The sequence below is a fragment of the Citrobacter sp. CK202 genome, assembly GCF_030333225.1.
GTDB classification, from domain to species: domain Bacteria; phylum Pseudomonadota; class Gammaproteobacteria; order Enterobacterales; family Enterobacteriaceae; genus Citrobacter_B; species Citrobacter_B koseri.
Genome location: NZ_JAOWGI010000020.1, coordinates 300,037 through 324,782 on the forward strand (window position 1 = coordinate 300,037; position 24,746 = coordinate 324,782).

The following is a 24,746-nucleotide window of genomic DNA, read 5'->3' on the forward strand; positions in this document are numbered from 1 at the left end:
TTAACCGCAATGCGGATTACGTGGTAAATCAATCAAATCACAGAGAGCTTTGATACGGCAAAATGTTCGAACGCAACATCTCTTTGGTGCCGAGACCGTAGTTGGAGCTCAGACCACGCAATTCAATGTTAAAGCCGATCACGTTGTCATAAACAGCGTGTTCTTTATCGTTATCCCAACCGTTCAGCTTACGCTCATAACCGAAGCGAATCGCATAGCAGCAGGAGTTGTACTGCACGCCGAGCATCTGGTCGGCAGGCTTATTCACATTGGTATCAAAGTAGTAAGCGCCTACGATAGACCAACGATCGGCAATCGGCCAACTGGCAACGCCCCCGACCTGGGAAATCCCGTTTTTATACTGCTCCGCAGTGGAATAAGACGGCAGCGTAGCCTGAATATATTCCGCGCTGGCATAACGGTAGTTCAACTGTAAGAGACGATTTTCATCGCGACGGTATTCGATTGTACTGCTGCTGGTCGCGACGCTGTCCAGACGCGTGTCGTACTGAATGCCGCTACGCAGTCCCCAGCGGTCGGAGATACGCCAGTAGGTGTCGCCCGCCCAAACCAGTGAGCCCGTTTTGTCGTCATTCTCCCAGGTTATGTTGTCATCGCCGGTGCGAGACTCCGTGAAATAGTAGATTTGACCCACGGAAACATTAAAACGTTCAATTGCGGCATCATCATAAATACGCGATGTGACGCCGGTCGTGACCTGGTTTGCGGAGGCGATACGGTCCAGACCGCCATATGTGCGGTCGCGGAACAGGCCGCTGTAGTCGGACTGCAATAATGAGGAGTCGTAGTTATTGATGCTGCTCTGGTTACGATAGGGAACGTACAGATACTGCGCGCGCGGCTCCAGCGTCTGGGTGTAACCCGGCGCCAACGTCGTCATATCGCGTTCAAACACCATCCTGCCATCGACTTTGAACTGCGGCATTACGCGGTTAACCGACTCATCGAGTTTATTGACGTTTCGCGAATTGTTGTTGTACGAGTCCAGATTGGTTTGCTGGTAGTGCGTCGCCAGCAGCTTCGCTTCAGTATTGATGCTGCCCCACTGATTCGATAACGGCAGATTGATGGTTGGCTCCAGGTGAACGCGAGTCGCTTCCGGCATGTTGTCTCGGGTGTTCACAAACTTCACGGCCTGGCCGTAAATACGCGTATCGAATGGACCAACGTCATTCTGGTAGAAGTTAACGTCTAACTGCGGCTCAGCGGAGTAACTGCTGGTATTCTGATCGCTGAATACCTGGAACTGTTTGGTTGACACCGTGGCATCAAAGTTCTGCACGGCATAGCCGACGCTGAATTTCTGCGTGGCGTAACCGTCGGTACTGGAACCGTACTTATTGTCAAAGTCATTGAAGTAGCTGGAGTCGCTGACCTTGGTATAGTCGACATTAAAGCGCCATACCTGATCCATCACGCCGCCATGACGCCAGTAGAACAACCAGCGACGGGAGTTGCTGTCGTTCGGATGCTCATCGTCGTAAACGCGATCGGAATTCAGATAGTCGAACTCCATTAAACCCGCGCCCGCCTGGCTGAGGTAGCGGAACTCATTCTCCCACATGACACCGCCACGGCGGTGCATATAATGCGGCGTAATGGTGGCGTCCATATTGGGCGCGATGTTCCAGTAATACGGCAGGTAGAACTCAAAATAGTTCTTGGTGGTGTACTTCGCGTTCGGAATCAGGAAACCGGAGCGGCGTTTGTCACCGACCGGCAGCTGTAAATAAGGGCTGTAAAAGACGGGAACCGGACCCAGTTTAAAACGGGCGTTCCAGATTTCCGCTACCTGCTCTTCACGATCGTGAATCACTTCGCTGCCCACAACGCTCCAGGTATCGGAGCCTGGCAGACAGGAGGTAAAGCTGCCATTTTCCAGAATGGTATAGCGGTTTTCGCCACGCTGCTTCATCAGATCCGCTTTCCCGCGCCCCTGACGGCCGACCATCTGGTAGTCGCCTTCCCACACGTTTGTGTCTTTGGTGTTCAGGTTCGCCCAGCCTTTCGGCCCCTTCAGAATAACCTGATTGTCGTCATAATGGACGTTGCCGAGCGCATCGACGGTACGCACCGGTTCCGGCTGGCCTGGCGCCTCTTTTTGATGGAGTTGCACCTCATCAGCTTGCAGGCGACTGTTACCCTGGTTGATATCGACATTACCGGTGAATACCGCGTCGTCCGGGTAGTTCCCTTTCGCGTGATCGGCGTTGATCGTCACGGGTAATTCGTTCGTCTCGCCTTTCACCAGAGGACGGTCGTAGCTTGGCACACCCAACATGCACTGCGAGGCAAGGTCGGCGGCCAGGCCCTGCTGACTATAAAGGGCGCTGGCGATCATGGTGGCCAGGAAAGTGGGAATACGTTTTTTCATACGTTGTATTTATTGTTCCATCATCAGTAGCGTTGCGCGTGACAAACGGTCAGAGACTAACGTACTCATCTTCACTACGCTAGTGTTAATCCTGTCCCTTTTCTACCCGTCGTCTTTCAGGTTGCGCTTTCGTGGACGTTATTCGCACGCCCCCGGCGACTTGCCTGGATAAGCGTCTGGCGGCTGTGCGGCGGTCTTGCTGCAACGTGAAATCCAATGGGTATGTGTCTGTGGTGTTAGGCACGGCATTGAATGACAGGTATGATAATGCAAATTATAGGCGATGTCCCACAATTGACCGCAGCCTTCATTCCAGGAAAAGCACTCTATATTGTGGGACATAGCCTCACTGTCAGCGTAAAGATTTGGGGAGTCTATGCAGTACTGGGGAAAGATTGTAGGTGTCGCAGTGGCGCTGATGATGGGAGGCGGCTTCTGGGGCGTGGTATTAGGTCTGCTGATAGGCCACATGTTCGACAAAGCCCGCAGCCGCAAAATGGCATGGTTCGCCAATCAGCGTGAACGGCAGGCACTGTTTTTCGCCACCACTTTTGAGGTCATGGGGCATTTAACCAAATCGAAAGGGCGCGTGACGGAAGCGGATATCCATATTGCCAGCCAGTTGATGGACCGGATGAACTTACACGGCGAATCACGTACCGCCGCCCAACACGCGTTTCGCGTGGGAAAATCGGATAATTACCCGTTACGTGAAAAAATGCGCCAGTTTCGCAGCGTCTGCTTTGGGCGGTTTGATCTGATACGGATGTTTCTGGAAATTCAGATTCAGGCGGCGTTTGCGGATGGAACGCTCCATCCGAACGAGCGGGAAGTGCTGTACGTTATCGCCGAGGAGCTGGGAATTTCCCGCGCTCAGTTCGATCAGTTCTTACGCATGATGCAGGGCGGGGCGCAGTTTGGCGGCGGTTATCAGCAACAGCAGGCCGGCGGCGGCTGGCAGCAGGCGCAGCGTGGCCCTACGCTGGAAGATGCCTGCAACGTGCTGGGGGTTAAGTCGACAGATGATGCGACAACCATTAAACGCGCGTACCGCAGACTGATGAGCGAACACCACCCGGACAAACTGGTCGCAAAAGGGTTGCCGCCGGAGATGATGGAGATGGCGAAGCAAAAAGCGCAGGAAATTCAGAAAGCGTATGAAATGATTAAAGAGCAGAAAGGTTTTAAATAATGGTTTTGCCGGATGGCGACGTAAAGCGTCTTATCCGGCCTACGTTGAGAACGGTAGGCCGGGCAAGCGAAGCGCCCCCGGCACAAATGGGCACAAAATTTAAAAATCTACCGGGGCTTTAAAGGTCATACTGTTGCCATACGCGGGATGGGTGATGGTTAGCGTTTCGGCATGCAGCAACAGACGCGGTGCCATCGCCAGCGCTTCTGGTGACGCGTAGAAGCGATCGCCGAGAATGGGGTGTCCCAACGCCAGCATATGCACACGTAGCTGATGAGAACGCCCGGTAATCGGTTTAAGCACCACCCGTGCGGTGTTATCCGCAGCGAAGTCCACCACCTCATACCCGGTTTGCGCAGGCTTACCTGTCTCATAGCACACTTTCTGTTTCGGCCTGTTCGGCCAGTCGCAGATCAGCGGTAAATCAACCAGCCCTTCGGCAGGGGCTGGATGCCCCCACACGCGCGCAACGTACTGTTTTTTCGGTTCACGCTCGCGGAACTGGCGTTTCAGTTCCCGTTCCGCCGCTTTGGTCAGCGCCACTACAATCACGCCGCTGGTCGCCATATCCAGACGATGCACCGACTCCGCCTGCGGATAATCGCGTTGAATACGCGTCATCACGCTATCTTTGTGCTCCTCAAGGCGGCCCGGCACGGACAACAAGCCGCTGGGCTTGTTGACCACCATAATGTGCTCATCCTGATACAGGATAATCAGCCAGGGCTCCTGCGGCGGATTGTAGTTTTCCATCCCCATTTTTTGCTCCGTTACTGATGCGTGACGACGATAAGACGCAAGGCATCCAGACGCCAGTTGGCCTGATCCAGGCTTTCCATTACCTGCTGACGGTTACTGTCGATCGCCGCAAGTTCATCATCACGGATGTTCGGGTTAACGGCGCGCAGCGCTTCCAGACGCGACAGTTCGGCAGACAGTTTTTCATCCGCTTCGCTACGCGCGGCGTCGATCAGCGCCCGGGCCGATTTCTCCGCCTGCGCTTCGCCCAGTTGCAGAATCGCGTGTACGTCCTGTTGCACCGCGTTGACCAGCTTGCTGCCGGTATGACGGTTAACGGCGCTCAGCTGGCGGTTGAAGGTTTCAAACTCCACCTGCGCGGCCAGGTTATTGCCGTTTTTATCCAGCAGCATGCGCACCGGCGTCGGCGGCAGGAAACGGTTAAGCTGTAAATGTTTCGGCGCCTGCGCTTCAACGACATACACCAGTTCCACCAGCAGCGTTCCCACCGGCAACGCTTTGTTTTTCAACAGCGAAATCGTGCTGCTGCCGGTATCGCCAGACAGAATCAGATCCAGGCCGTTGCGAATCAGCGGATGTTCCCAGGTAACAAACTGCGCATCTTCACGCGACAGCGCCACATCACGCTCGAACGTAATGGTGCAGCCATCTTCCGGCAGGCCAGGGAAGTCTGGCACCAGCATATGATCGGAAGGCGTCAGCACAATCAGGTTCTCACCACGGTCATCCTGGTTAATCCCGACGATATCAAACAGGTTCATGGCGAAGGCGATCAGGCTGGTGTCGTCATCCTGTTCTTCAATGCTCTCTGCCAGCGCCTGCGCTTTCTCGCCGCCGTTAGAGTGGATCTCCAGCAGACGGTCGCGCCCTTGCTCCAACTGCGCCTTCAGCGCTTCGTGCTGCTCGCGGCAGGTTTTGATCAGCGCGTCAAAACCGTCGGTGTTTTCAGGCGTCGCCAGGTAAGCGATCAGATCGTGATACACCGTATCGTAGATGGCGCGACCGGTTGGGCAGGTGTGCTCAAAGGCATCCAGCCCTTCGTGATACCAGCGAACCAGCACGGACTGCGCGGTTTTTTCCAGATACGGAACGTGGATCTGAATATCGTGCGCCTGGCCGATACGGTCCAGACGGCCAATACGCTGCTCCAGCAAATCCGGGTTAAACGGCAGGTCAAACATCACCAGGTTGCTGGCGAACTGGAAGTTACGGCCTTCAGAACCGATTTCCGAGCACAGCAGAACCTGCGCGCCGCTGTCTTCTTCGCTAAACCACGCGGCGGCGCGGTCGCGTTCAATAATGGACATGCCTTCATGGAATACGGCGGCGCGGATGCCTTCGCGCTCGCGCAGCACCTGCTCCAGTTGCAGCGCGGTGGCGGCTTTCGCGCAGATCACCAGCACTTTCTGCGAGCGGTGGCTGGTCAGATGCCCCATCAGCCACTCCACGCGCGGGTCGAAGTTCCACCAGGTGCCGCTATCCCCTTCGAATTCCTGATAAATCTGCTCCGGGTAGAGCATATCGCGCGCTCTGTCCTCCGCGCTTTTACGCGCGCCCATAATGCCGGAGACTTTAATCGCCGTCTGATATTGCGTTGGCAGCGGCAGCTTGATGGTGTGCAGCTCGCGTTTCGGGAAGCCTTTGACGCCGTTACGGGTGTTGCGGAACAGTACGCGGCTGGTGCCGTGTCTGTCCATCAGCATGGAGACCAGTTCCTGGCGGGCATTCTGCGCGCCATCGCGGTCGCTGTTCGCCGTTTGCAGCAGCGGTTCGATGTCCTGCTCGCCAATCAGGTCGCCGAGCATGTTCAGCTCTTCGTTGCTCAGCTTGTTGCCTGCCAGCAGCATGGCGACGGCGTCGGCGACCGGGCGATAATTTTTTTGCTCTTCGACAAATTGTTCGAAGTCGTGGAAACGGCTCGGGTCGAGCAGACGCAGACGGGCGAAGTGGCTTTCCATTCCCAGCTGTTCCGGCGTTGCGGTCAGCAGCAGGACGCCAGGCACGCGTTCCGCCAGTTGTTCAATCGCCATATATTCGCGGCTTGGCGCGTCTTCGCTCCACACCAGGTGGTGAGCTTCATCGACGACCAGCAGGTCCCATTGTGCGTCGCACAGATGTTCCAGACGCTGTTTGTTGCGACGCGCGAAGTCCAGCGAGCAGATAACCAGTTGCTCGGTTTCAAACGGGTTGTAGGCATCGTGCTGGGCTTCGGTGTAACGTTCGTCGTCGAACAGCGCGAAGCGCAGGTTGAAGCGGCGCAGCATTTCAACCAGCCACTGATGTTGCAAAGTTTCCGGGACGATGATCAGCACGCGTTCCGCCGCGCCAGACAGCAGCTGTTGGTGCAGGATCATCCCGGCTTCGATGGTTTTTCCTAAGCCCACTTCATCTGCCAGCAGGACGCGCGGCGCGTGGCGGCGACCGACATCATGGGCAATGTTGAGCTGGTGGGGAATCAGGCTGGTGCGCTGACCGCGCAGGCCGCTCCACGGCATGCGGTACTGCTCGCTCTGAAATTTACGTGCGCGGTAGCGCAGAGCGAATCGGTCCATCCGGTCGATTTGCCCGGCGAACAGGCGATCCTGCGGTTTACTGAAAACCAGTTTGCTGTCGAGCAGGACTTCACGCAGCGTGACGGCGGTTTCTTCGGTATCAAGGCGGGTGCCAGTATAGGCAAGCAGACCGTTTTCTTCTTTTACTTCATCGATTTGTAGCTGCCAGCCTTCATGGCTTGTAATCGTATCACCAGGGTTAAACATCACGCGGGTCACGGGGGAGTCACTGCGCGCATACAGACGGTTTTCACCTGTCGCCGGGAAAAGTAAGGTGACAGTTCGCGCATCCATCGCGACGACGGTTCCAAGTCCCAGTTCGCTTTCTGTATCGCTGATCCAGCGTTGACCAAGTGTAAAAGGCATATATGTTCGGCTCTATATCTTTAATTGCAGGCAATAATCACCCGCTACCAAAATAGAATGGCAGCAGTGTTAATTGGGTCCAGGAATGGAAAGGGCGCTATGGTAATGGATGGCGGCGCATTCGTCACGCGTCAAAATAACCCCAGTTGTCCTGTGAGTAGTGTAGCAAAATTATCATCGATGAAGGGAAGTATTCCCTCTGCGACCGGCTGTAGCTGGCGGGTTAAATAGTGCTCGTAATCCAGCGGTGAATGCCGGTAATCCAGCGGCTCAGGGCCGTTAGTCGTCCACACGTATTTGATCGTGCCGCGGTTCTGATACTGCGCCGGGCGCCCCAGTTTGATGTTTTGTTCATCGGCGAGCCGGGCGGCGCGAACGTGCGGCGGAACGTTACGCTGATATTCGCTCAACGGGCGGCGCAGTCGCTTGCGGTAAACCAGCTGTTCATCCAGCTTGCCCGTCATCAGGTTATCGATGGTTTCCCGGACATACTCCTGATAGGGTTCCTGGCGGAAGATACGCAGGTAAAGCTCCTGCTGGAATCGCTGCGCCAGCGGCGTCCAGTCGGTGCGCACGGTCTCCAGCCCTTTAAATACCATTCGCTGCTTCTCGCCTTCCTGAATCAGCCCGGCATAGCGCTTTTTGCTGCCGGTGTCCGCCCCGCGAATGGTCGGCATCAGAAAGCGGCGGAAGTGGGTTTCAAACTCTAATTCCAGCGCGCTGGTCAGCTTTTGCTGTTGCAGGGATTGCGTCCACCAGTCATTCACATGACGCACCAGCTCGCGGCCAATCCTTGCCGCCTCGTCTTCAGAATGCGCGCCTTTCAGCCAGACGAAAGTGGAATCCGTATCGCCGTAGATCACGTCATAGCCCTGCGCCTCGATCAGCGCTTTGGTCTGACGCATGATCGCGTGGCCGCGCATGGTGATCGACGAGGCCAGTCGGGGATCGAAAAAGCGGCAGGCCGTCGTCCCGAGCACGCCGTAAAACGCATTCATGATGATCTTCAGCGCCTGGGACAGCGGTTTATTGCCGTGGCGTTTGGCCTCATCGCGCCCGTGCCAGATCTGCGTGACGATCTCCGGGAGACAGTGCGTTTCTCGCGAGAACCAGGCGTCAAGAAAGCCTTCGGTGCTGTGTGTCGGGTCCGGTTGCGCCATCCCTTCCACCAGCCCAACCGGGTCGATCAGGAACGTGCGAATGATCGACGGGTACAGGCTCTTATAATCCAGCACCAGTACGGAGTCATACAGGCCAGGGCGCGAGTCCATCACGTAACCGCCAGGACTGGCATGCGGCGGGACTTCACCGAGATTCGGCGCAACGTAACCGGCGCGATGCATACGGGGAAAATAGAGATGACCGAAGGCGGCGACAGAACCACCGTGGCGGTCAGCGGGTAGACCGTTAACGGTGGCGCGCTCCAGTAAAAACGGCATGATCTCCGTCTTATGAAAAATCTGCGTCACCAGCTCGCAGTCCTTGAGGTTATATGTGGCGAGCGCGGGCTTATCTTCGGCGAAACGGCGGTCAATCTCGTCCATTCTGTCCCAGGGATTATCGATCGATTTCCCTTCGCCAAGCAGCTCCTGGGCCACGGTTTCCAGTGAAAATGATGAGAAATTCCAGAACGCGGATTTGAGCGCTTCAATGCCGTCAATGATCAACCGCCCTTTGGCCTGGGCGAAAAACACGCCGTTCTTGAAACCGTGCTCGCGCCATTCCAGCTCGGTGTTGTCGCGCCCCAGACGTAAAGGGATACGATAGCGCTCGGCATGTTTTTGCAGGACGCGTAAATCAAACTGCACCACGTTCCAGCCGATGATCACATCGGGATCGTGCCGGGCAAACCAGTCGTTGAGTTTTTCCAGCAGCAGCGGGCGGCTCGCCGCATACTCAAGCTGGAAATCCAGCGCCGATGCATCGCCATTCGCCGGGCCGAGCATAAAAACGACGCGTTGCCCGCAGCCTTGCAGGCCAATGCAGTACAGCTCGCCGTGTCGGGTGGTTTCAATATCCAGCGATACCCATTTCAGCGGGGGGCGGTAGTCTGGGTGCGGTTTCAGGCGGGCATTGACGATCGCGCCGTCTTTTGTGTCGCCCTCCAGCCAAACGGGAGCGGTGATAAACCGCTCCATCAGGTAACGTTCCGGCGGGCGTACATCGGCTTCATAGACCGTTACGCCCTGTTCTTTCAGCTGTTTTTCCAGACGCATCAGCTGTCGGTGCGAGCGGCAGTACAACCCCGAGACGGGCTGGCGATGAAAATCCTGCAAATTGAGCGGCGTCAGGCGATAGCCGTTTTCTGTGCGCAGCAGCGAGGTGACGCGGGCGGCCTGATGCGTAGGGATAAACGCGACCGACTCCTGCGGCGCGAGCGTGACCTGCAAAGGACCGGTGTCCGTTGCCAGCCAGAATGAGACCTCTGTTCCTTGCGGGGTATCCCGCCAGTGCCGGGTTAAAATAAAACCTGCCTGCGCCACGCTGCGTACTCATTAAAAAACCAGGCATGATTATAGCCTGGTTCGGAACGTTTTGCTGTGGTTTTATACAGGTATGGTTGCGCCGTCGGGCTATCCATTACTGCCCGTAATAGGCCTTCGCCCCGTGTTTGCGCAGGTAGTGCTTATCCAGCAGCGTTTGCTGCATATCCGGCAACTGTGGCGCAAGCTGGCGGCAGAAGATGCCCATACAGGCGACCTCCTCCAGCACAATGGCGTTATGCACCGCGTCTTCGGCGTTTTTTCCCCAGGTGAACGGACCGTGTGAATGCACCAGCACGCCCGGCATCTGCGCGGCATCGATACCCTGTTTTTCAAAGGTTTCGACGATGACGTTGCCCGTCTCCCATTCATATTCGCCGTTGATCTCCGCATCGGTCATTTTGCGCGTGCAGGGGATCGTGCCGTAAAAATAGTCCGCATGGGTCGTCCCCGTCGCCGGGATGGATTGCCCGGCCTGCGCCCAGATGGTCGCGTGGCGCGAATGGGTGTGGACGATGCCGCCAATCGACGGGAAAGACTGATACAACAGACGGTGGGTCGGCGTATCGGAGGAGGGCTTTTTCGTTCCTTCCACCACTTCACCCGTGGCAATGCTGACCACCACCATATCCTCTGCGCTCATCACGCTGTAGTCGACGCCGGAAGGTTTAATGATGAAGACGCCGCGCTCGCGATCGATGGCGCTGACGTTCCCCCAGGTGAGAGTCACCAGATTGTGTTTTGGCAGCGCCAGATTGGCTTCCAGCACCTGACGTTTGAGATCTTCTAACATAGCTGTCTCCACGCCGGATGGCGCTGCGCTTATCCGGCCTACAAGGTTGGTGCGACCTGTAGGCCGGATAAGGCATTTACGCCGCCATCCGGCAACTGTTAACGTTTGAAACCGTAATAAACTTCGTTCCAGCGCAGCGCGTCTTTAAAGGCGGGCAGACGGGTATCGTTATCGATGACGGTGATTTCGATATCGTGCATCTCTGCGAACTGGCGCATATCGTTCAGATCCAGCGCATGGCTGAAGACGGTGTGGTGCGCGCCACCGGCGAGAATCCACGCTTCGGATGCGGTGGTCAGATCCGGCTGGGCTTTCCACAGCGCGTTGGCGACCGGCAGCTTCGGCAGGTCATGCGGCGTTTTTACGGTGTCGATGCAGTTGACCAGCAGACGATAGCGATCGCCGAGGTCGATCAGGCTGGCGACGATCGCCGGGCCGGTTTGGGTGTTGAAGATCAGACGGGCGGGCGCGTCTTTACCTCCGATGCCGAGGTGCTGCACGTCGAGGATCGGTTTTTCTTCCACCGCGATAGACGGGCATACTTCCAGCATGTGCGAGCCGAGCACCAGATCGTTGCCCTTCTCAAAGTGGTAGGTGTAATCCTCCATAAATGAGGTGCCGCCCGGCAAACCGCCAGACATCACTTTCATGATGCGAAGCAGCGCGGCGGTTTTCCAGTCGCCTTCGCCAGCGAAACCGTAGCCCTGTTGCATCAGGCGCTGTACGGCCAGTCCTGGGAGCTGCTTCAGGCCGTGCAAATCTTCAAACGTCGTGGTGAACGCGTGGAAGCCGCCCTGTTCCAGAAAGCGCTTCATGCCCAGTTCAATACGCGCGGCTTCCAGCACGTTCTGCCGCTTGTCGCCGTGAATTTGCGTCGCGGGCGTCAGGGTATAGCGGCTTTCGTATTCATCCACCAGCGCGTTAATGTCGCCGTCGCTAACCGCATTCACGACCTGCACCAGGTCGCCCACCGCCCAGGTATTCACCGAGAAGCCGAACTTGATCTGCGCCGCCACTTTATCGCCGTCGGTCACGGCCACTTCACGCATGTTGTCGCCAAAGCGGCACACTTTCAGGTGGCGGGTATCCTGTCTGGAGACCGCCTGGCGCATCCATGAGCCGATACGCGCGTGCGCGTGTTTATCCTGCCAGTGACCGGTCACTACCGCGTGCTGCTGGCGCATACGCGCGCCGATAAAACCAAACTCGCGTCCGCCATGTGCGGTCTGATTCAGGTTCATAAAGTCCATGTCGATGCTGTCCCACGGCAGGGCGGCATTGAACTGGGTGTGGAACTGCAACAGCGGCTTGTTGAGAATACTCAGCCCGTTAATCCACATTTTCGCGGGCGAGAAGGTGTGCAGCCAGACCACCAGGCCCGCACAGCGATCGTCATAACTGGCATCACGACAAATCGCGGTGATCTCGTCAGGCGACGTCCCCAGCGGCTTCAGCACCAGTTTGCAGGGCAGTTTTGCTTCGGTATTCAGCGCCTTTACCACATGTTCGGCATGCTGAGTAACCTGGCGCAGCGTTTCAGAGCCATACAAATGCTGGCTGCCAATCACAAACCACACTTCATAGTTGTCAAAAATCGTCATTGTCGTGTCCTTAATGGGTCAGGGTTGCCTGGCTGACCGGGGTTTTTGGCGCCGGGGCGGCAGTCGGAAGATAGTGTTGTTCAGCGCTGACCGCCCACTGCCGGTAGCGCTGATAAAGCTGTTCGAAGCGTTGAGCCTGTTCCGGGCGCGGTTGCAGGGTGTTCTCTACGGCGCTGGCCATTTTTTGTTGTGCGGCAGGGATATCGACATGCGCTTTTGCGGCGACGGCGGCAAAAATGGCGGCGCCTAACGCGCAGCACTGATCTGAGGCGACAATCTGTAGCGGGCGGTTGAGCACGTCGCAGCAGGTCTGCATGATCACCTGATTCTTACGGGCGATGCCGCCCAGCGCCATCACGTTGTTGACGGCAATGCCCTGTTCGGTAAAGCATTCCTGAATGGCGCGTGCGCCGAAGGCGGTGGCGGCGATCAGCCCGCCAAACAGCGCTGGCGCATCGGTAGCGAGATTCAGATCGCTAATCACCCCTTTCAGACGCTGATTAGCGTTCGGCGTGCGGCGACCGTTAAACCAGTCGAGCACCACGGGCAGATGATCCAGCGATGGATTCTTCGCCCACGCCTCGGTCAGCGCCGGGAGTAGCTGCTTTTGGCTGATGGCGATTTGGTCTTTCAGTTCAGGATGCTGCGCCGCAAGCTGCTCCAGCGGCCAGCCGAGAATGCGGCCAAACCAGGCATAGATATCGCCGAATGCCGACTGTCCCGCTTCCAGACCAATAAAATCAGGCACGACGCTGCCGTCTACCTGGCCGCAAATGCCTTTCACCGCGCGGTCGCCGACGCTCTGCTTGTCGGCAATCAGAATGTCGCAGGTCGATGTGCCGATCACTTTCACCAGCGCATTCGGCTGCGCGCCCGCGCCAACCGCGCCCATATGGCAGTCAAACGCGCCGCCAGAGATGACCACGCTTTCCGGCAGGCCGAGGCGTTGCGCCCACTCCGCGCACAGCGTGCCAACTGGCAGATCGGCAGTGAAGGTGTCGGTAAACAGCGGCCAGGCGAGGTGGCGGTTGATGATGGGATCGAGGTCATCGAAGAAACTGGCGGGCGGCAAACCGCCCCAGCTCTCATGCCACAGCGATTTATGTCCGGCGCTACAGCGACCACGGCGAATATCCTGCGGGCGCGTGGTGCCGGAGAGCAGGGCAGGCACCCAGTCGCACAGCTCAATCCAGGAGGCGGCAGCCTGCGCGACGGCGCTGTCCTGACGCGTAACGTGCAGAATTTTCGCCCAGAACCATTCGCTGGAGTAAATGCCGCCGATGTAGCGGGAATAATCGGTTTTGCCCGGCGTATGGCACAGGCGGGTGATGGCTTCCGCTTCTTCGACCGAGGTGTGATCTTTCCACAGGACGAACATCGCATTCGGGTTTTCGGCGAACTCAGGACGCAGCGCCAGTACGTGGCCGTCGGCATCAATGGGGGCAGGGGTGGAGCCGGTGCTGTCGACGCCGATGCCGACCACCTCGCCACGCTGTGACGCGCTCAGGGTCGCGAGGACGTTTTTCAACGCGGCTTCCATTGACTCTATGTAGTCGCGTGGATGATGGCGGAACTGGTTGTTCGGGGCGTCGCAATAGCGCCCTTCCTGCCAGCGAGGATACCACTCTACGCAGGTGGCGATCTCTTCCCCGGTGGCGCAATCCACCGCCAGAGCACGAACTGAATCACTGCCAAAATCGAGGCCAATTGCAATCGCCATCGTCTTACTCCATCGAAAAAAACAGGTATGGAGAAACAGTAGATAGCGGGGATAAAAACCGTCAGGCAGGATCCGCTAATCTTATGGATTAAAATGCTATGGCATTGCAAAGTGTGACGCCGTGCAAATATTCAATGTGGACATTTCTGTCGTAGTTATAGACACTTTTGTTACCCGTTTTTATCGCCTTCGCAATCGGCCTTTGTTACAAATCTCTTTTCGCAAGCGGGGTTGATGGTCCGTAACCGCAATGACGGCGGGGCGCAGAGGGGAAGGTGAAGATGTCTCACTCAATATGGACAATTGGTTTCTTCTCAGAACGCCGGGAGTATTGAATTTATGGCTGAAACGCAAAATGATCCCCTGCTGCCGGGTTATTCGTTTAATGCGCATCTGGTTGCCGGGCTGACGCCCATTGAGGCGAACGGCTATCTGGATTTTTTTATCGACCGCCCGCTGGGGATGAAGGGGTATATCCTTAATCTTACGATTCGCGGGGAAGGGGTGATCAATAACCACGGCAAACAGTTTGTCTGCCGTCCGGGGGATATTTTGCTGTTTCCGCCTGGCGAGGTACACCACTACGGTCGCCATCCCAACGCGAGCGAATGGTATCACCAGTGGGTGTACTTCCGACCGCGCGCCTACTGGCAGGAGTGGCTCACCTGGCCGACGATTTTTGCGCAGACCGGTTTTTTCCGCCCTGACGAAGCGCACCAGCCGCGCTTTAATGAGCTTTTTGGTCAAATCATCAATGCCGGGCAGGGGGAAGGGCGCTACTCTGAACTGCTGGCGATTAACCTGCTGGAGCAGCTTCTGCTGCGACGTATGGAGGCGATCAATGAATCGTTGCATCCGCCGATGGACAGCCGGGTGCGCGACGCCTGTCAGTACATCAGCGATCATCTGGCGGACAGCCAGTTTGATATTGCCAGCGTGGCGCAGCACGTCTGTCTGTCGCCGTCCCGCCTGTCGCACCTGTTCCGCCAACAGTTAGGCATTAGCGTACTGAGCTGGCGCGAGGATCAGCGCATCAGCCAGGCGAAGCTGCTGCTCAGCACGACGCGGATGCCGATAGCCACCGTCGGGCGCAATGTCGGGTTTGACGATCAGCTTTATTTCTCTCGCGTCTTTAAAAAATGTACTGGGGCCAGCCCGAGCGAGTTCCGCGCTGGTTGTGAATAAAAAGTGAATGATGTGTCTGCAAAGATGTCATAACGCGTAATCTATTCAGACAATTGGCGACTTGACGAAGCGGGTGAGGGTTAGCAGAATCGCTGCTTCGTAAATCTGACGGACACATTATGCAAGCATTGCTGGAACACTTTATTCTCCAATCCGCTCTGTACTCGCTAATTGCGGTGGCGCTGGTGGCCTTTCTGGAGTCGCTGGCGTTGGTCGGTCTGATTCTGCCCGGTACGGTGATGATGGCGGGGCTGGGGGCGCTTATCGGCAGCGGTGAGCTGAATTTCTGGCATGCGTGGCTGGCGGGCATTATCGGTTGCCTGCTGGGGGACTGGATCTCCTTCTGGTTGGGCTGGCGCTTCAAAAAGCCGCTGCACCGCTGGTCTTTTATGAAAAAGAACAAAGCGCTGCTGGACAAAACCGAACACGCGCTGCATCAACACAGCATGTTCACTATTCTGGTCGGGCGTTTTGTCGGCCCGACGCGGCCGCTGGTGCCGATGGTGGCGGGGATGCTGGATCTGCCCGTCGCGAAATTTATCGTGCCGAATATTATTGGCTGCGTGCTGTGGCCGCCGTTCTATTTCTTGCCGGGGATTCTGGCGGGCGCTGCGATCGACATTCCGGCCGATATGCAGAGCGGCTATTTCAAATGGCTGTTGTTGGCAACGGCGCTGCTGCTGTGGCTGGCGGCCTGGCTGTGCTGGCGGTTATGGCGTAGCGGTAAGGCCGCCGCCGATCGCTTAACGCCGTTTTTACCGCGAGGCCGCCTGTTATGGCTGGCGCCGGTGATGCTCGGCGCGGGCATTGTCGCGCTGGTGATGCTGCTTCGTCATCCGCTGATGCCGGTGTATATCGATATTCTGCGTAAAGTCGTGGGTTACTGAGGAATCTTTTGCCGGATGGCGCTGATGCTTATCCGGCCTACAACGGATGCCTGTCCGTAGGCCCGGTAAGCGTCGCGCCACCGGGCATCCCATTACGCTTTAATGCCCAGTAATGCCGAAGCGCTGGTATTGCCGCTTAATAACTCATCCGTTTTGCCCTGCCATGCGATACGCCCGTCGGCCACGACAATCGAGCGTGACGCAATGCGCGCGGCATCCTCCACGCTATGCGACACCATCAGCAGGGTTAATTGCTGGTCGCGGCAGACGTCGCTGACCAGCGTCAGCATCTCCTGCCGCAGGGCGGGATCGAGAGCGGAAAACGGCTCGTCGAGCAGCAATACCGGCTGCTCGCGCACCAGGCAGCGCGCAAGCGCCACGCGTTGGCGTTGCCCGCCGGAAAGCTCGCCCGGCAGGCGCTCCAGCAGATTTTCGATCCCCATCTGGCGTGCAATATGATGCAGCTTCTCCCGCTGAGCCGCGTTCAGCTTTAGCCCTGGGTTTAACCCCAGCCCGATGTTCTGCTGCACGTTGAGGTGGCTGAACAGATTATTTTCCTGAAACAGCATGGAAACGGGACGGCGGGAGGGCGGTGTCGTGGTGTGATCCTGACCTTCAATCATTATTGTGCCGCTGGCCGGTGTCAGAAACCCGGCGATTAAATTCAGCAACGTACTTTTCCCGGCGCCGCTTGGCCCGAGAACCGCCACCTGTTCACCGCGCGCTACCGACAGTGTAAAGCGCATGGGCAAATGGTGATAAAGCCAGGTGATATCAGTCAGTTTTAACATTTCGCCCCGGTAATTTTTCGATAACGGTAAACAGCATAAAGCAGAGCATCAGCAGTAATAATGCGGTAACTGCGCCATCCTGGCTGCGATAGGAGCCAATTTGCTGATACAGATAAAACGGCAGCGTGCGGAAATCGTCGTTGCCAAACAGCGCCACCACGCCAAAATCACCGATGGAGAGCACGCAGGCAAAGGCCAGCGCCTGCGCCAGAGGGCGTTTCAGGGCGCGCAGTTCCACCACCTTCAGTCGCGACCATCCCTCAATGCCCAATGACTGACACAGCATACTGTAGCGTGCGGTCACGTCGCGCATGGGGTTTTCCAGCACTTTTAGCGCATAGGGAATCGCCATTAGCGCGTTGGTGAAAATCACAATACCGTCAGCCGACTCCGGTAGTCCAATGCTGTTGTTGAGCAGTAAAAAGAAGCCGGTCGCCAGCACGATGCCGGGCATGGCAAGGATCAACATCCCGCTCAGTTCCAGCGCCTGACCTGCCAGCACCTGCTGGCGGGCGCGCAGTTCGCGGCTGCTCCATAAAAGCATCATCGTCAGGATGACGCACAGCACTCCCGCCGCCAGCGCAATGCGCAGAGAGGTCCACAGCGCCTGCCACAAAATGGGTTGCGCCAGCACGTCCAACAGGCTGCGATTGACGCCATCAATAATAACCGCCAGCAGCGGCGGGAGAAGCAACAGCAGCGCCAGGGCGATCAGCAGGCTGTCCGTCAGGCGGCTGTGGAGCCGATCGTCAGGGTCGCGCCAGCCTTGCACCAGCGTGACGCCGGGGGCAATGGCTTTACTCAGCCGCTGGCTCAGCAGCACCAGCGCCAGACAACATATCATCTGGATCAGCGCCAGCATGGCCGCACGGGCAGGATCGTAGTCGTAGCTCAGCGCCTGATAGATGGCCAGCTCGATAGTGGTAGCCTGCGGGCCGCCGCCAAGTGACAACACGGTGGCGAAACTGGCGAAACAGAGCATAAAAATCAGCGCCGCCACCGGCGGGATTTGACGACGCAGCCACGGCCATTCAACAAAGCGGAAGAAGTGCCAGCCGCGCATACCTAGCTGCGCGGCGAGCTGTCGCTGTTCGCCGGGAATGTTTTCCAGCGCCTGAAGCAGCAGGCGGCTTGCCATCGGCAGGTTAAAAAAGACGTGCGCCAGTAAAATCCCCTGCAAGCCGTAGGGCGAGAAATGCCACTCCAGCCCCAGCGTATGCCACAGCGAGGCCAGCCAGCCCTGACGACCGTAGACGCTGAGGATACCGAAAACGGCGACCAGCACCGGTAAAATCAGCGTCATGGCGCACAGGCGCAATAACGCCAGACGTCCGGGAAAACGGCGACGATAGAGCGCTCTGGCGAGGAAAATCGCCGGGATGACGGAGAGCAGCGCCGACAGGAACGCCTGCCAGAACGAGAAACGCACGACGTGCCACAGGTAGCTGTCCTGCCACAGCGACGACCATTCACCCTGCGGCGCGTTAAGCCATAGCGCCAGAAATGCCGCCAGAGCCACTGCCACCATCAGCGCGGCGGCAGAAAGCCCGGGTATCAGCCAGCCGGGAATTAGCGGCTGACGGCGCGTTGCCATTCGCTAATCCATGCCTGACGCTGGGATGCCACTTCCGCAGGCGTAAATTCCAGCGTGGTGGATGGCTTCGTCAGTTGTTCAAATCCTGCGGGCAGGGCGACGTCAGCGACCGGATACATCCAGTTGCCGGTGGGAATGGCGTTCTGGAATGCTGGTGAAACCATAAACTTGAGGAATTTTTCTGCCAGTTCCGGCTGTTTGCTGGCGGCAGTGCGCGCAGCCACTTCCACCTGTAGGTAATGACCTTCGCTGAAGCTGGCGGCGGCGTAGTTATCTTTTTTCTCTTCGATGATGTGATATGCCGGAGAGGTGGTGTAGCTCAGCACCAGATCGCTTTCGCCTTTCAGGAACAGGCCGTAGGATTCGCTCCAGCCTTTGGTGACGGTGACCGTTTTGGCCGCCAGTTTTTGCCAGGCTTCCGGCGCGTTATCGCCGTAGACTTTCTGCATCCACAGCAGCAGACCCAGCCCTGGTGTACTGGTGCGCGGGTCCTGATAAATCACGCGCCATTTCCGATCGCTCTCTACCAGTTCTTTCAGGCTTTTCGGCGGATTTTTCAGTTTGTTTTTGTCATAGATGAAGGCGAAGTAGCCATAATCAAACGGCACGAATGTGTCGTTATGCCAGCCGCCTGGCACGTTAACCGCATCAGGTGCAATGCCGCTTTTCGCGAACAGGCGGGTTTGCGTGGCGGCTTCCAGCAGGTTGTTGTCCAGGCCAAGCACCACGTCGGCTTTGCTGTTTTTCCCTTCCATTCGCAGGCGGTTGAGCAGCGAAACGCCATCTTCCAGCGCCACCAGCTTCAGTTCGCAATCACAGTCAGCTTCAAAGGCTTTTTTGATTGTCGGGCCAGGCCCCCAGTCGGCAGCGAAGGAGTCATAGGTATAGACGGTCAGAACAGGTTTGGCGAAGGCAGGCGCTGCGCACAGGAGTAGCAAGGGAAGACATTTTTTTAACACTTTGCACCTCATAAAGTGGGTGGCAAAGGACTTGAGAAGCAGTCTCAAATCCCTTCGCCGGCGTTATCCGGATCAGGTTCGACGGGTATTTTCTCAGCCCATACACTTCACGAATGGTTTTGCGTATGTTTATCAGCACCCCGTTGAGGACGGCGTTAGTGTAGTGATTTTGTTGCTAAGCGGCAATCATGGGTCGGGTGGCGCAAACCATGCCGATTTGAAGTCAAACCAGCCGAGGGTGTTCATACGTAGCCCGCGCATACTGCGCTGCCCCTGGATGATCAGCCAGTGGTGGATCAGCGGGACGATCGCTTTACTGGCGAGCAATTGCTGGCACCACACTGCCAGGTTCATCTCGCCGTTTCGCCACTGCGCGGCGTCGCCCTCCCAGTCCAGCGGGATGCAATGCTGCAACAGCGGGACTTCGCACAGGTGCGCAAACAGGGAAAAATCGAGCGGTAGCGTAAAGTTGGCGCTGTTGAGCCAGATGTCGCTAGTGACCTCCCCCGCATGCCATTGATCGTAGTCGATCTCATGGATATCCAGATGGACCTGATGTTCAGCCAGCAGCTGGCTCATGATCTGCGCGATCACCCGATGTTCGATGTGGTCGTGGTAGTAGGTCAGCGTGATTGTCTCCAGCCCGGCGGGTTTTTCGCCGTGTCCCGGGCGGGCATGGTGCCAGCGGGGCAGTAATCCGTAAGCCGGGAACCAGTGGCGCTGGTATTGCTCGTCGGCATAGAAGAGCAAATTGCTGGGGGAGAGCACGCGGCTTATCCACTCTCTGACTTCCTGATTCGCGCCGCGATTCGTCCGGGCGTCGAACAGCATATAGTAGCAGCCCTCTTCCAGCCGGCTTTCGATGGCTTTTTCATCTTCGGTCGGCCCTTTTAACGTCAGACCGCCGTTCGGCTCGTCGCCAATGTCCGGCAATACCCAGACGTTCACTTCATCAATCAGCGCCCGATAGCCGAAGAAATCATCAAAGGCGTGGATTTTTAACTGGTTGCGCGTATTACGCATCACCGCGTAAGGGCCGGTGCCGATCGGATGGCTGGAGAAGTTATTCAGCGTTTCCCACTCCCGCGGCAGGATCATCGCCGGAACCTGACCCAGCAGCCACGGCAGCCAGCGATCCGGCTGCGACAGGTGAATATCCAGCGTCCAGGCGGTGGGGGAGACTATCTCGGTAATGTGCGAGTAGAGCGGCAGGGCGTTGATGCGCGTTAGTGAGGCAATGACATCCTCCATCTCCAGCTCACGTCCGTGATGGAAGTGAATCCCCGGACGAAGAAAAAAACGCCACTGCAAAGGGGAAATCTGTTGCCAGTGGTGGGCAATATCGGCTTCCAGTTCCCCATTTTCCTCATTTACGCGCGTCAGTGCGCTGAAAATTTGCCGGGCGATATGGGTTTCTGAACGACGCAATGCGGTGCCAGGCAGCAGGTTGTGCATTGGACGATAGTAGAGCACGCGCAGAATATGCCGCCCCTGGCGAAAGCTGCGCCCCAGGTGGGACACCAGCATTTGCCGCACGGCGGTTTTGTCGCCCACCAGCTGTACCAGCTGGTCGATGCGATCTTGCTCCAGCAGGTCTTCCGCCCGCTGCTGCTGTAGCGCCAGCCCGGTATAGAGGAAGGTCAGACGGGAGCGTTTCCCGCGTCCAACCTCCGCCTCCCACGTCAACCAGCCACGTTCCTGCATGGTATTCAGCAGCGTACGCATATGGCGGCGGGAGCAGCTCAGCAGGTCCGCCAGCTCGTTGAGCGTGGTGTCTTGCGTTTTGCCGTCGCAGCATTGCCACAGACGGATGAACTGTTGTTGCAGACGACCTGAAGACATAAAAGGGGAACTCCTGCGCAAAACTCAGCAATTTTACTATCCCCATATTAGGTCAATAATGGATTCCGATGAAGCAATATGGAGAGGTCTTCGATGCGTCAGTTTTATTTGAAGTACTTTACCGCGACAGAAGGGTTGTCCTGGTTGGCTTGTCCGAGCGCGCCGCAGCGCTTAAAGATGCTTGAAGAACTGATGCAGTGGGAGGTGACTGCCTGACCTCGGATTTCCGAATTGCAGACATCATGTGTGACTGAGTATTGGTGTTTATCGCCGCGCCAGCAGATAATTCCTGCTGGCTTTTTTCGTTTCGGCTGCGTTTATCCATAAAAAGGGAAAGTATGCTTTGGTTAATGACGATGGGACGGCGCCTCAACGGTGTTTATGCCGCTTTTATGCTGGTTGCCTTTATGATGGGCGTGGCGGGAGCGGTACAGGCACCGACGCTGAGCCTGTTTTTGAGTCGTGAAGTCGGTGCGCAGCCGTTCTGGGTCGGCCTTTTTTACACGGTCAACGCGATTGCCGGGATTCTGGTCAGCCTTGCATTAGCAAAACGCTCGGACAGTAAAGGCGATCGCCGTAAGCTGATTATGTTCTGCTGCCTGATGGCGATTGGCAACGCGCTACTGTTCGCCTTCAATCGCCATTATCTCACCCTGATCACCTGCGGCGTGTTATTCGCGTCGCTGGCCAATACCGCCATGCCGCAGCTATTTGCGTTGGCGCGGGAATATGCCGATAACTCCGCGCGTGAAGTGGTGATGTTCAGCTCGGTAATGCGTGCGCAGCTTTCACTGGCATGGGTGATTGGCCCGCCGCTGGCTTTTATGCTGGCGCTGAACTATGGCTTCACGGCGATGTTTTCCATTGCCGCCGGCATATTCGCCATCAGCCTGGCGTTGATTGCTTTTATTCTGCCCTCGGTGGCGCGCGTTGAGCAGCCTGCCGATGTTCCGGTCACGGAAGCGGGCGGCTGGCAGGATAAAAACGTCCGTATGCTGTTTATCGCCTCCACGCTGATGTGGACCTGCAACACCATGTACATCATTGATATGCCGCTATGGATAAGCCTTGAGCTGGGTTTACCGGATAAACTGGCCGGAATATTGATGGGAACCGCAGCAGGTCTGGAGATCCCGGCGATGATTCTGGCTGGCTACTCGGTGAAGCGCTTCGGTAAGCGGCGGATGATGGTTATCGCCGTGGCTGCGGGGGTACTGTTTTATCTCGGCCTGATTTTCTTTCACAGCCAGACGGCGTTGCTTATCCTGCAACTGTTTAACGCGGTGTTTATCGGCATTGTGGCGGGGATTGGCATGTTGTGGTTTCAGGATTTAATGCCTGGCCGCGCTGGTTCAGCCACCACGCTGTTTACCAACAGTATCTCCACGGGAGTGATTCTGGCCGGGGTGATTCAGGGCGCGGTCGCGCAAAGCTACGGGCATTTCGCTGTTTACTGGGTGATAGCGGCGATTTCGCTGGTGGCGCTGGTGATGACCGGGCGGGTGAAGGATGTGTAAAAAATGCCGGATGACGGCTTCGCCTTATCCGGCCTACACAGAGTGGCAGGCCGGATAAGGCGAAGCCGTCATCCGGCAGGTATGCTGAGAATCAGCGCATAAACGACGGTTGTTTCTCTTCGTATGCCGCAATTGCGCTTTCGTGTTGCAACGTCAGGCCGATGCTGTCCAGACCGTTCAGCATGCAGTGGCGGCGGAAGTCGTCGATTTTAAAGCTGTAGGACTTATCGCCCGCTTTTACTATCTGCGCTTCCAGATCCACTTCAAATTTAATCCCCGGATTGGCTTTCACCAGGGCGAACAGTTCATCGACCTCTTCATCGCTCAGTTTCACCGGCAGCAGTTGGTTGTTAAAGCTGTTGCCATAGAAGATATCCGCGAAGCTCGGCGCGATGACCACTTTAAAGCCGTAATCGGTCAGCGCCCACGGCGCGTGCTCGCGCGATGAACCGCAGCCGAAGTTTTCCCGCGCCAGCAGAATCGACGCGCCTTTATATTCCGGGAAGTTCAGCACGAACTCCGGGTTCGGCTGCTGACCTTTTTCATCCAGAAAACGCCAGTCATTGAACAGATGCGCGCCAAAACCGGTGCGGGTGACTTTCTGTAAAAACTGTTTCGGTATAATCGCGTCGGTATCGACGTTAGCAGCATCCAGCGGGACGACCAGGCCGGTGTGTTGGGTAAATTTCTCTGCCATGGTGTGCTCCTTATTTGATGCTGCGAATATCGGCGAAATGACCGGTGACGGCGGCAGCGGCAGCCATCGCCGGGCTAACCAGATGCGTGCGTCCGCCGCGCCCCTGACGACCTTCAAAGTTACGGTTGCTGGTGGAGGCGCAGCGCTCGCCCGGATTCAGTCGGTCGTTGTTCATCGCCAGGCACATGGAACAGCCTGGTAAACGCCATTCAAAACCGGCTTCGATAAAGATCTTATCCAGACCTTCCGCCTCTGCCTGCGCTTTTACCGGGCCGGAGCCGGGAACCACCAGAGCCTGAACGCCCGGTGCAACTTTACGCCCTTTGGCGATTTCCGCCGCCGCGCGTAAATCTTCAATACGCGAGTTGGTGCAGGAACCGATAAACACTTTGTCGATCGCCACGTCGGTTAACGGAATGCCCGGTTTCAGCCCCATATAGGCCAGCGCTTTTTCGGCGCTTGCGCGCTCGACAGGATCGGCAAACGAGGCCGGATCGGGGATATTGTCGTTGACGGAGATAACCTGACCCGGGTTGGTTCCCCAGGTAACCTGCGGCGCAATGTCTTCCGCTTGCAGGGTCACGACGGTATCGAACGTTGCGCCGTCGTCGGTTTTCAGGGTTTTCCAGTATGCGACGGCATCGTCAAAATCGCTGCCTTTCGGGGCGTGCAGACGCCCTTTTACGTAGTTGAAGGTGGTGTCATCCGGCGCGACCAGACCGGCTTTGGCACCCATCTCGATCGCCATGTTGCACAGGGTCATACGACCTTCCATGCTCAGATTGCGAATTGCTTCGCCGCAGAACTCGACCACATGGCCCGTACCGCCCGCGCTGCCGGTTTTACCGATAATCGCCAGCACGATATCTTTCGCCGTAATGCCCGGCGCAGCCGTGCCTTTCACCTCAATCTTCATGGTTTTTGCGCGGCCCTGTTTCAGGGTCTGCGTCGCCAGAACGTGTTCAACTTCGGAGGTGCCGATGCCAAACGCCAGCGCGCCGAATGCGCCGTGCGTGGCGGTATGGGAATCGCCGCAAACAATGGTCATCCCCGGTAAGGTCACGCCCTGTTCCGGCCCCATTACGTGGACGATCCCCTGATACGGGTGATTCAGGTCATACAGCTCCACGCCGAACGCTTTGCAGTTTTTGATCAACTCCTGCATCTGAATCCGCGCCATCTCGCCAGAGGCGTTGATGTCTTTGGTTTGCGTAGAGACGTTATGATCCATCGTCGCGAAGGTTTTACCCGGCTGGCGAACCGGACGACCGTGGGCGCGCAGACCGTCAAACGCCTGCGGGGAGGTTACTTCATGCACCAGATGCCTGTCGATGTACAGCAGCGGGGTTTCGTTCTGCGCCTCATAGACCACATGCGCATCGAACAATTTTTCATACAACGTTTTAGCCATGA

Annotated in this window: 18 protein-coding genes and 1 riboswitch; of the genes, 5 read left to right on the plus strand and 13 right to left on the minus strand. The window is 57.0% G+C overall.

Annotated elements, in window-relative coordinates; translation table 11 throughout:
* Positions 1-37: 37 nt before the first annotated feature.
* Positions 38-2,395: an LPS assembly protein LptD gene (gene lptD, locus OGX84_RS05015; RefSeq protein WP_049011438.1), complete on the minus strand. Its 2,358-nt coding sequence runs from the start codon at positions 2,393-2,395 to the stop codon at positions 38-40.
* Between the two features lie 376 nt (positions 2,396-2,771).
* Between lptD and djlA the strand changes: the two genes are divergently transcribed.
* Complete coding sequence (gene djlA, locus OGX84_RS05020) at positions 2,772-3,587, plus strand: co-chaperone DjlA (RefSeq protein ID WP_200024054.1); 816 nt, start codon at positions 2,772-2,774, stop codon at positions 3,585-3,587.
* 99 nt (positions 3,588-3,686) lie between these two features.
* On the opposite strand, the gene rluA is transcribed toward djlA, so the two are convergent.
* From rluA to araB, 6 genes are all read right to left on the minus strand, one after another.
* On the minus strand, positions 3,687-4,346 hold the full coding sequence (gene rluA / locus OGX84_RS05025; RefSeq protein WP_012134110.1) for a bifunctional tRNA pseudouridine(32) synthase/23S rRNA pseudouridine(746) synthase RluA: 660 nt from the start codon (positions 4,344-4,346) through the stop codon (positions 3,687-3,689).
* A gap of 11 nt (positions 4,347-4,357) precedes the next feature.
* The gene (rapA, locus tag OGX84_RS05030; RefSeq protein WP_012134109.1) at positions 4,358-7,264 is read right to left on the minus strand and encodes an RNA polymerase-associated protein RapA; all 2,907 of its coding nucleotides are present in this window, start codon (positions 7,262-7,264) and stop codon (positions 4,358-4,360) included.
* A gap of 131 nt (positions 7,265-7,395) precedes the next feature.
* A complete protein-coding gene (gene polB / locus OGX84_RS05035; protein WP_012134108.1) occupies positions 7,396-9,747 on the minus strand; it encodes a DNA polymerase II in 2,352 nt (783 codons plus the stop codon).
* 97 nt (positions 9,748-9,844) lie between these two features.
* Entirely contained in the window at positions 9,845-10,540 is a 696-nt protein-coding gene (gene araD / locus OGX84_RS05040; protein ID WP_049008529.1) for an L-ribulose-5-phosphate 4-epimerase, read from the minus strand.
* 98 nt (positions 10,541-10,638) lie between these two features.
* Entirely contained in the window at positions 10,639-12,141 is a 1,503-nt protein-coding gene (gene araA, locus OGX84_RS05045; RefSeq protein WP_047458964.1) for an L-arabinose isomerase, read from the minus strand.
* 10 nt (positions 12,142-12,151) lie between these two features.
* Positions 12,152-13,861, minus strand: a complete 1,710-nt coding sequence (araB, locus tag OGX84_RS05050) for a ribulokinase (protein ID WP_112001191.1) — start codon at positions 13,859-13,861, stop codon at positions 12,152-12,154.
* A gap of 339 nt (positions 13,862-14,200) precedes the next feature.
* Here araB and araC point away from each other — a divergent pair, with 339 nt between their 5' ends.
* Both araC and OGX84_RS05060 read left to right on the plus strand, forming a co-directional pair.
* The gene (gene araC / locus OGX84_RS05055) at positions 14,201-15,046 is read left to right on the plus strand and encodes an arabinose operon transcriptional regulator AraC (RefSeq protein WP_012134104.1); all 846 of its coding nucleotides are present in this window, start codon (positions 14,201-14,203) and stop codon (positions 15,044-15,046) included.
* A gap of 119 nt (positions 15,047-15,165) precedes the next feature.
* Positions 15,166-15,933 carry a DedA family protein gene (locus OGX84_RS05060; protein ID WP_012134103.1) on the plus strand — a complete coding sequence of 256 codons (768 nt, stop codon included), beginning with the start codon at positions 15,166-15,168 and terminating at the stop codon, positions 15,931-15,933.
* 92 nt (positions 15,934-16,025) lie between these two features.
* Here OGX84_RS05060 and thiQ read toward each other — a convergent pair whose 3' ends face one another.
* The 4 genes from thiQ to sgrR all read right to left on the minus strand — a co-directional run bounded on the left by thiQ (position 16,026) and on the right by sgrR (position 21,119).
* The gene (thiQ, locus tag OGX84_RS05065; protein ID WP_047458959.1) at positions 16,026-16,724 is read right to left on the minus strand and encodes a thiamine ABC transporter ATP-binding protein ThiQ; all 699 of its coding nucleotides are present in this window, start codon (positions 16,722-16,724) and stop codon (positions 16,026-16,028) included.
* Positions 16,708-18,318 carry a thiamine/thiamine pyrophosphate ABC transporter permease ThiP gene (gene thiP / locus OGX84_RS05070; protein WP_047458956.1) on the minus strand — a complete coding sequence of 537 codons (1,611 nt, stop codon included), beginning with the start codon at positions 18,316-18,318 and terminating at the stop codon, positions 16,708-16,710. The genes thiQ and thiP overlap by 17 nt, the downstream gene beginning before the upstream one ends.
* Positions 18,294-19,277 carry a thiamine ABC transporter substrate binding subunit gene (gene thiB / locus OGX84_RS05075; protein WP_047458953.1) on the minus strand — a complete coding sequence of 328 codons (984 nt, stop codon included), beginning with the start codon at positions 19,275-19,277 and terminating at the stop codon, positions 18,294-18,296. Before thiB ends, thiP begins: the two co-directional genes overlap by 25 nt.
* Positions 19,278-19,308: 31 nt before the next feature.
* Positions 19,309-19,430, minus strand: a riboswitch (TPP riboswitch).
* A gap of 33 nt (positions 19,431-19,463) precedes the next feature.
* Positions 19,464-21,119, minus strand: a complete 1,656-nt coding sequence (sgrR, locus tag OGX84_RS05080; protein WP_012134099.1) for an HTH-type transcriptional regulator SgrR — start codon at positions 21,117-21,119, stop codon at positions 19,464-19,466.
* Positions 21,120-21,212: 93 nt separating this feature from the next.
* Between sgrR and sgrT the strand changes: the two genes are divergently transcribed.
* Together sgrT and OGX84_RS05090 are read left to right on the plus strand one after the other, a co-directional pair.
* Positions 21,213-21,335 carry a glucose uptake inhibitor SgrT gene (gene sgrT, locus OGX84_RS05085; protein ID WP_024130713.1) on the plus strand — a complete coding sequence of 41 codons (123 nt, stop codon included), beginning with the start codon at positions 21,213-21,215 and terminating at the stop codon, positions 21,333-21,335.
* 122 nt (positions 21,336-21,457) lie between these two features.
* Positions 21,458-22,636: a sugar efflux transporter gene (locus tag OGX84_RS05090; RefSeq protein WP_286457508.1), complete on the plus strand. Its 1,179-nt coding sequence runs from the start codon at positions 21,458-21,460 to the stop codon at positions 22,634-22,636.
* A gap of 91 nt (positions 22,637-22,727) precedes the next feature.
* Here OGX84_RS05090 and leuD read toward each other — a convergent pair whose 3' ends face one another.
* Complete coding sequence (gene leuD, locus OGX84_RS05095; RefSeq protein WP_112001189.1) at positions 22,728-23,333, minus strand: 3-isopropylmalate dehydratase small subunit; 606 nt, start codon at positions 23,331-23,333, stop codon at positions 22,728-22,730.
* Between the two features lie 10 nt (positions 23,334-23,343).
* Positions 23,344-24,744, minus strand: coding sequence for a 3-isopropylmalate dehydratase large subunit (gene leuC / locus OGX84_RS05100; RefSeq protein WP_012134093.1), 1,401 nt, complete (start codon positions 24,742-24,744; stop codon positions 23,344-23,346).
* Positions 24,745-24,746 lie beyond the last annotated feature (2 nt).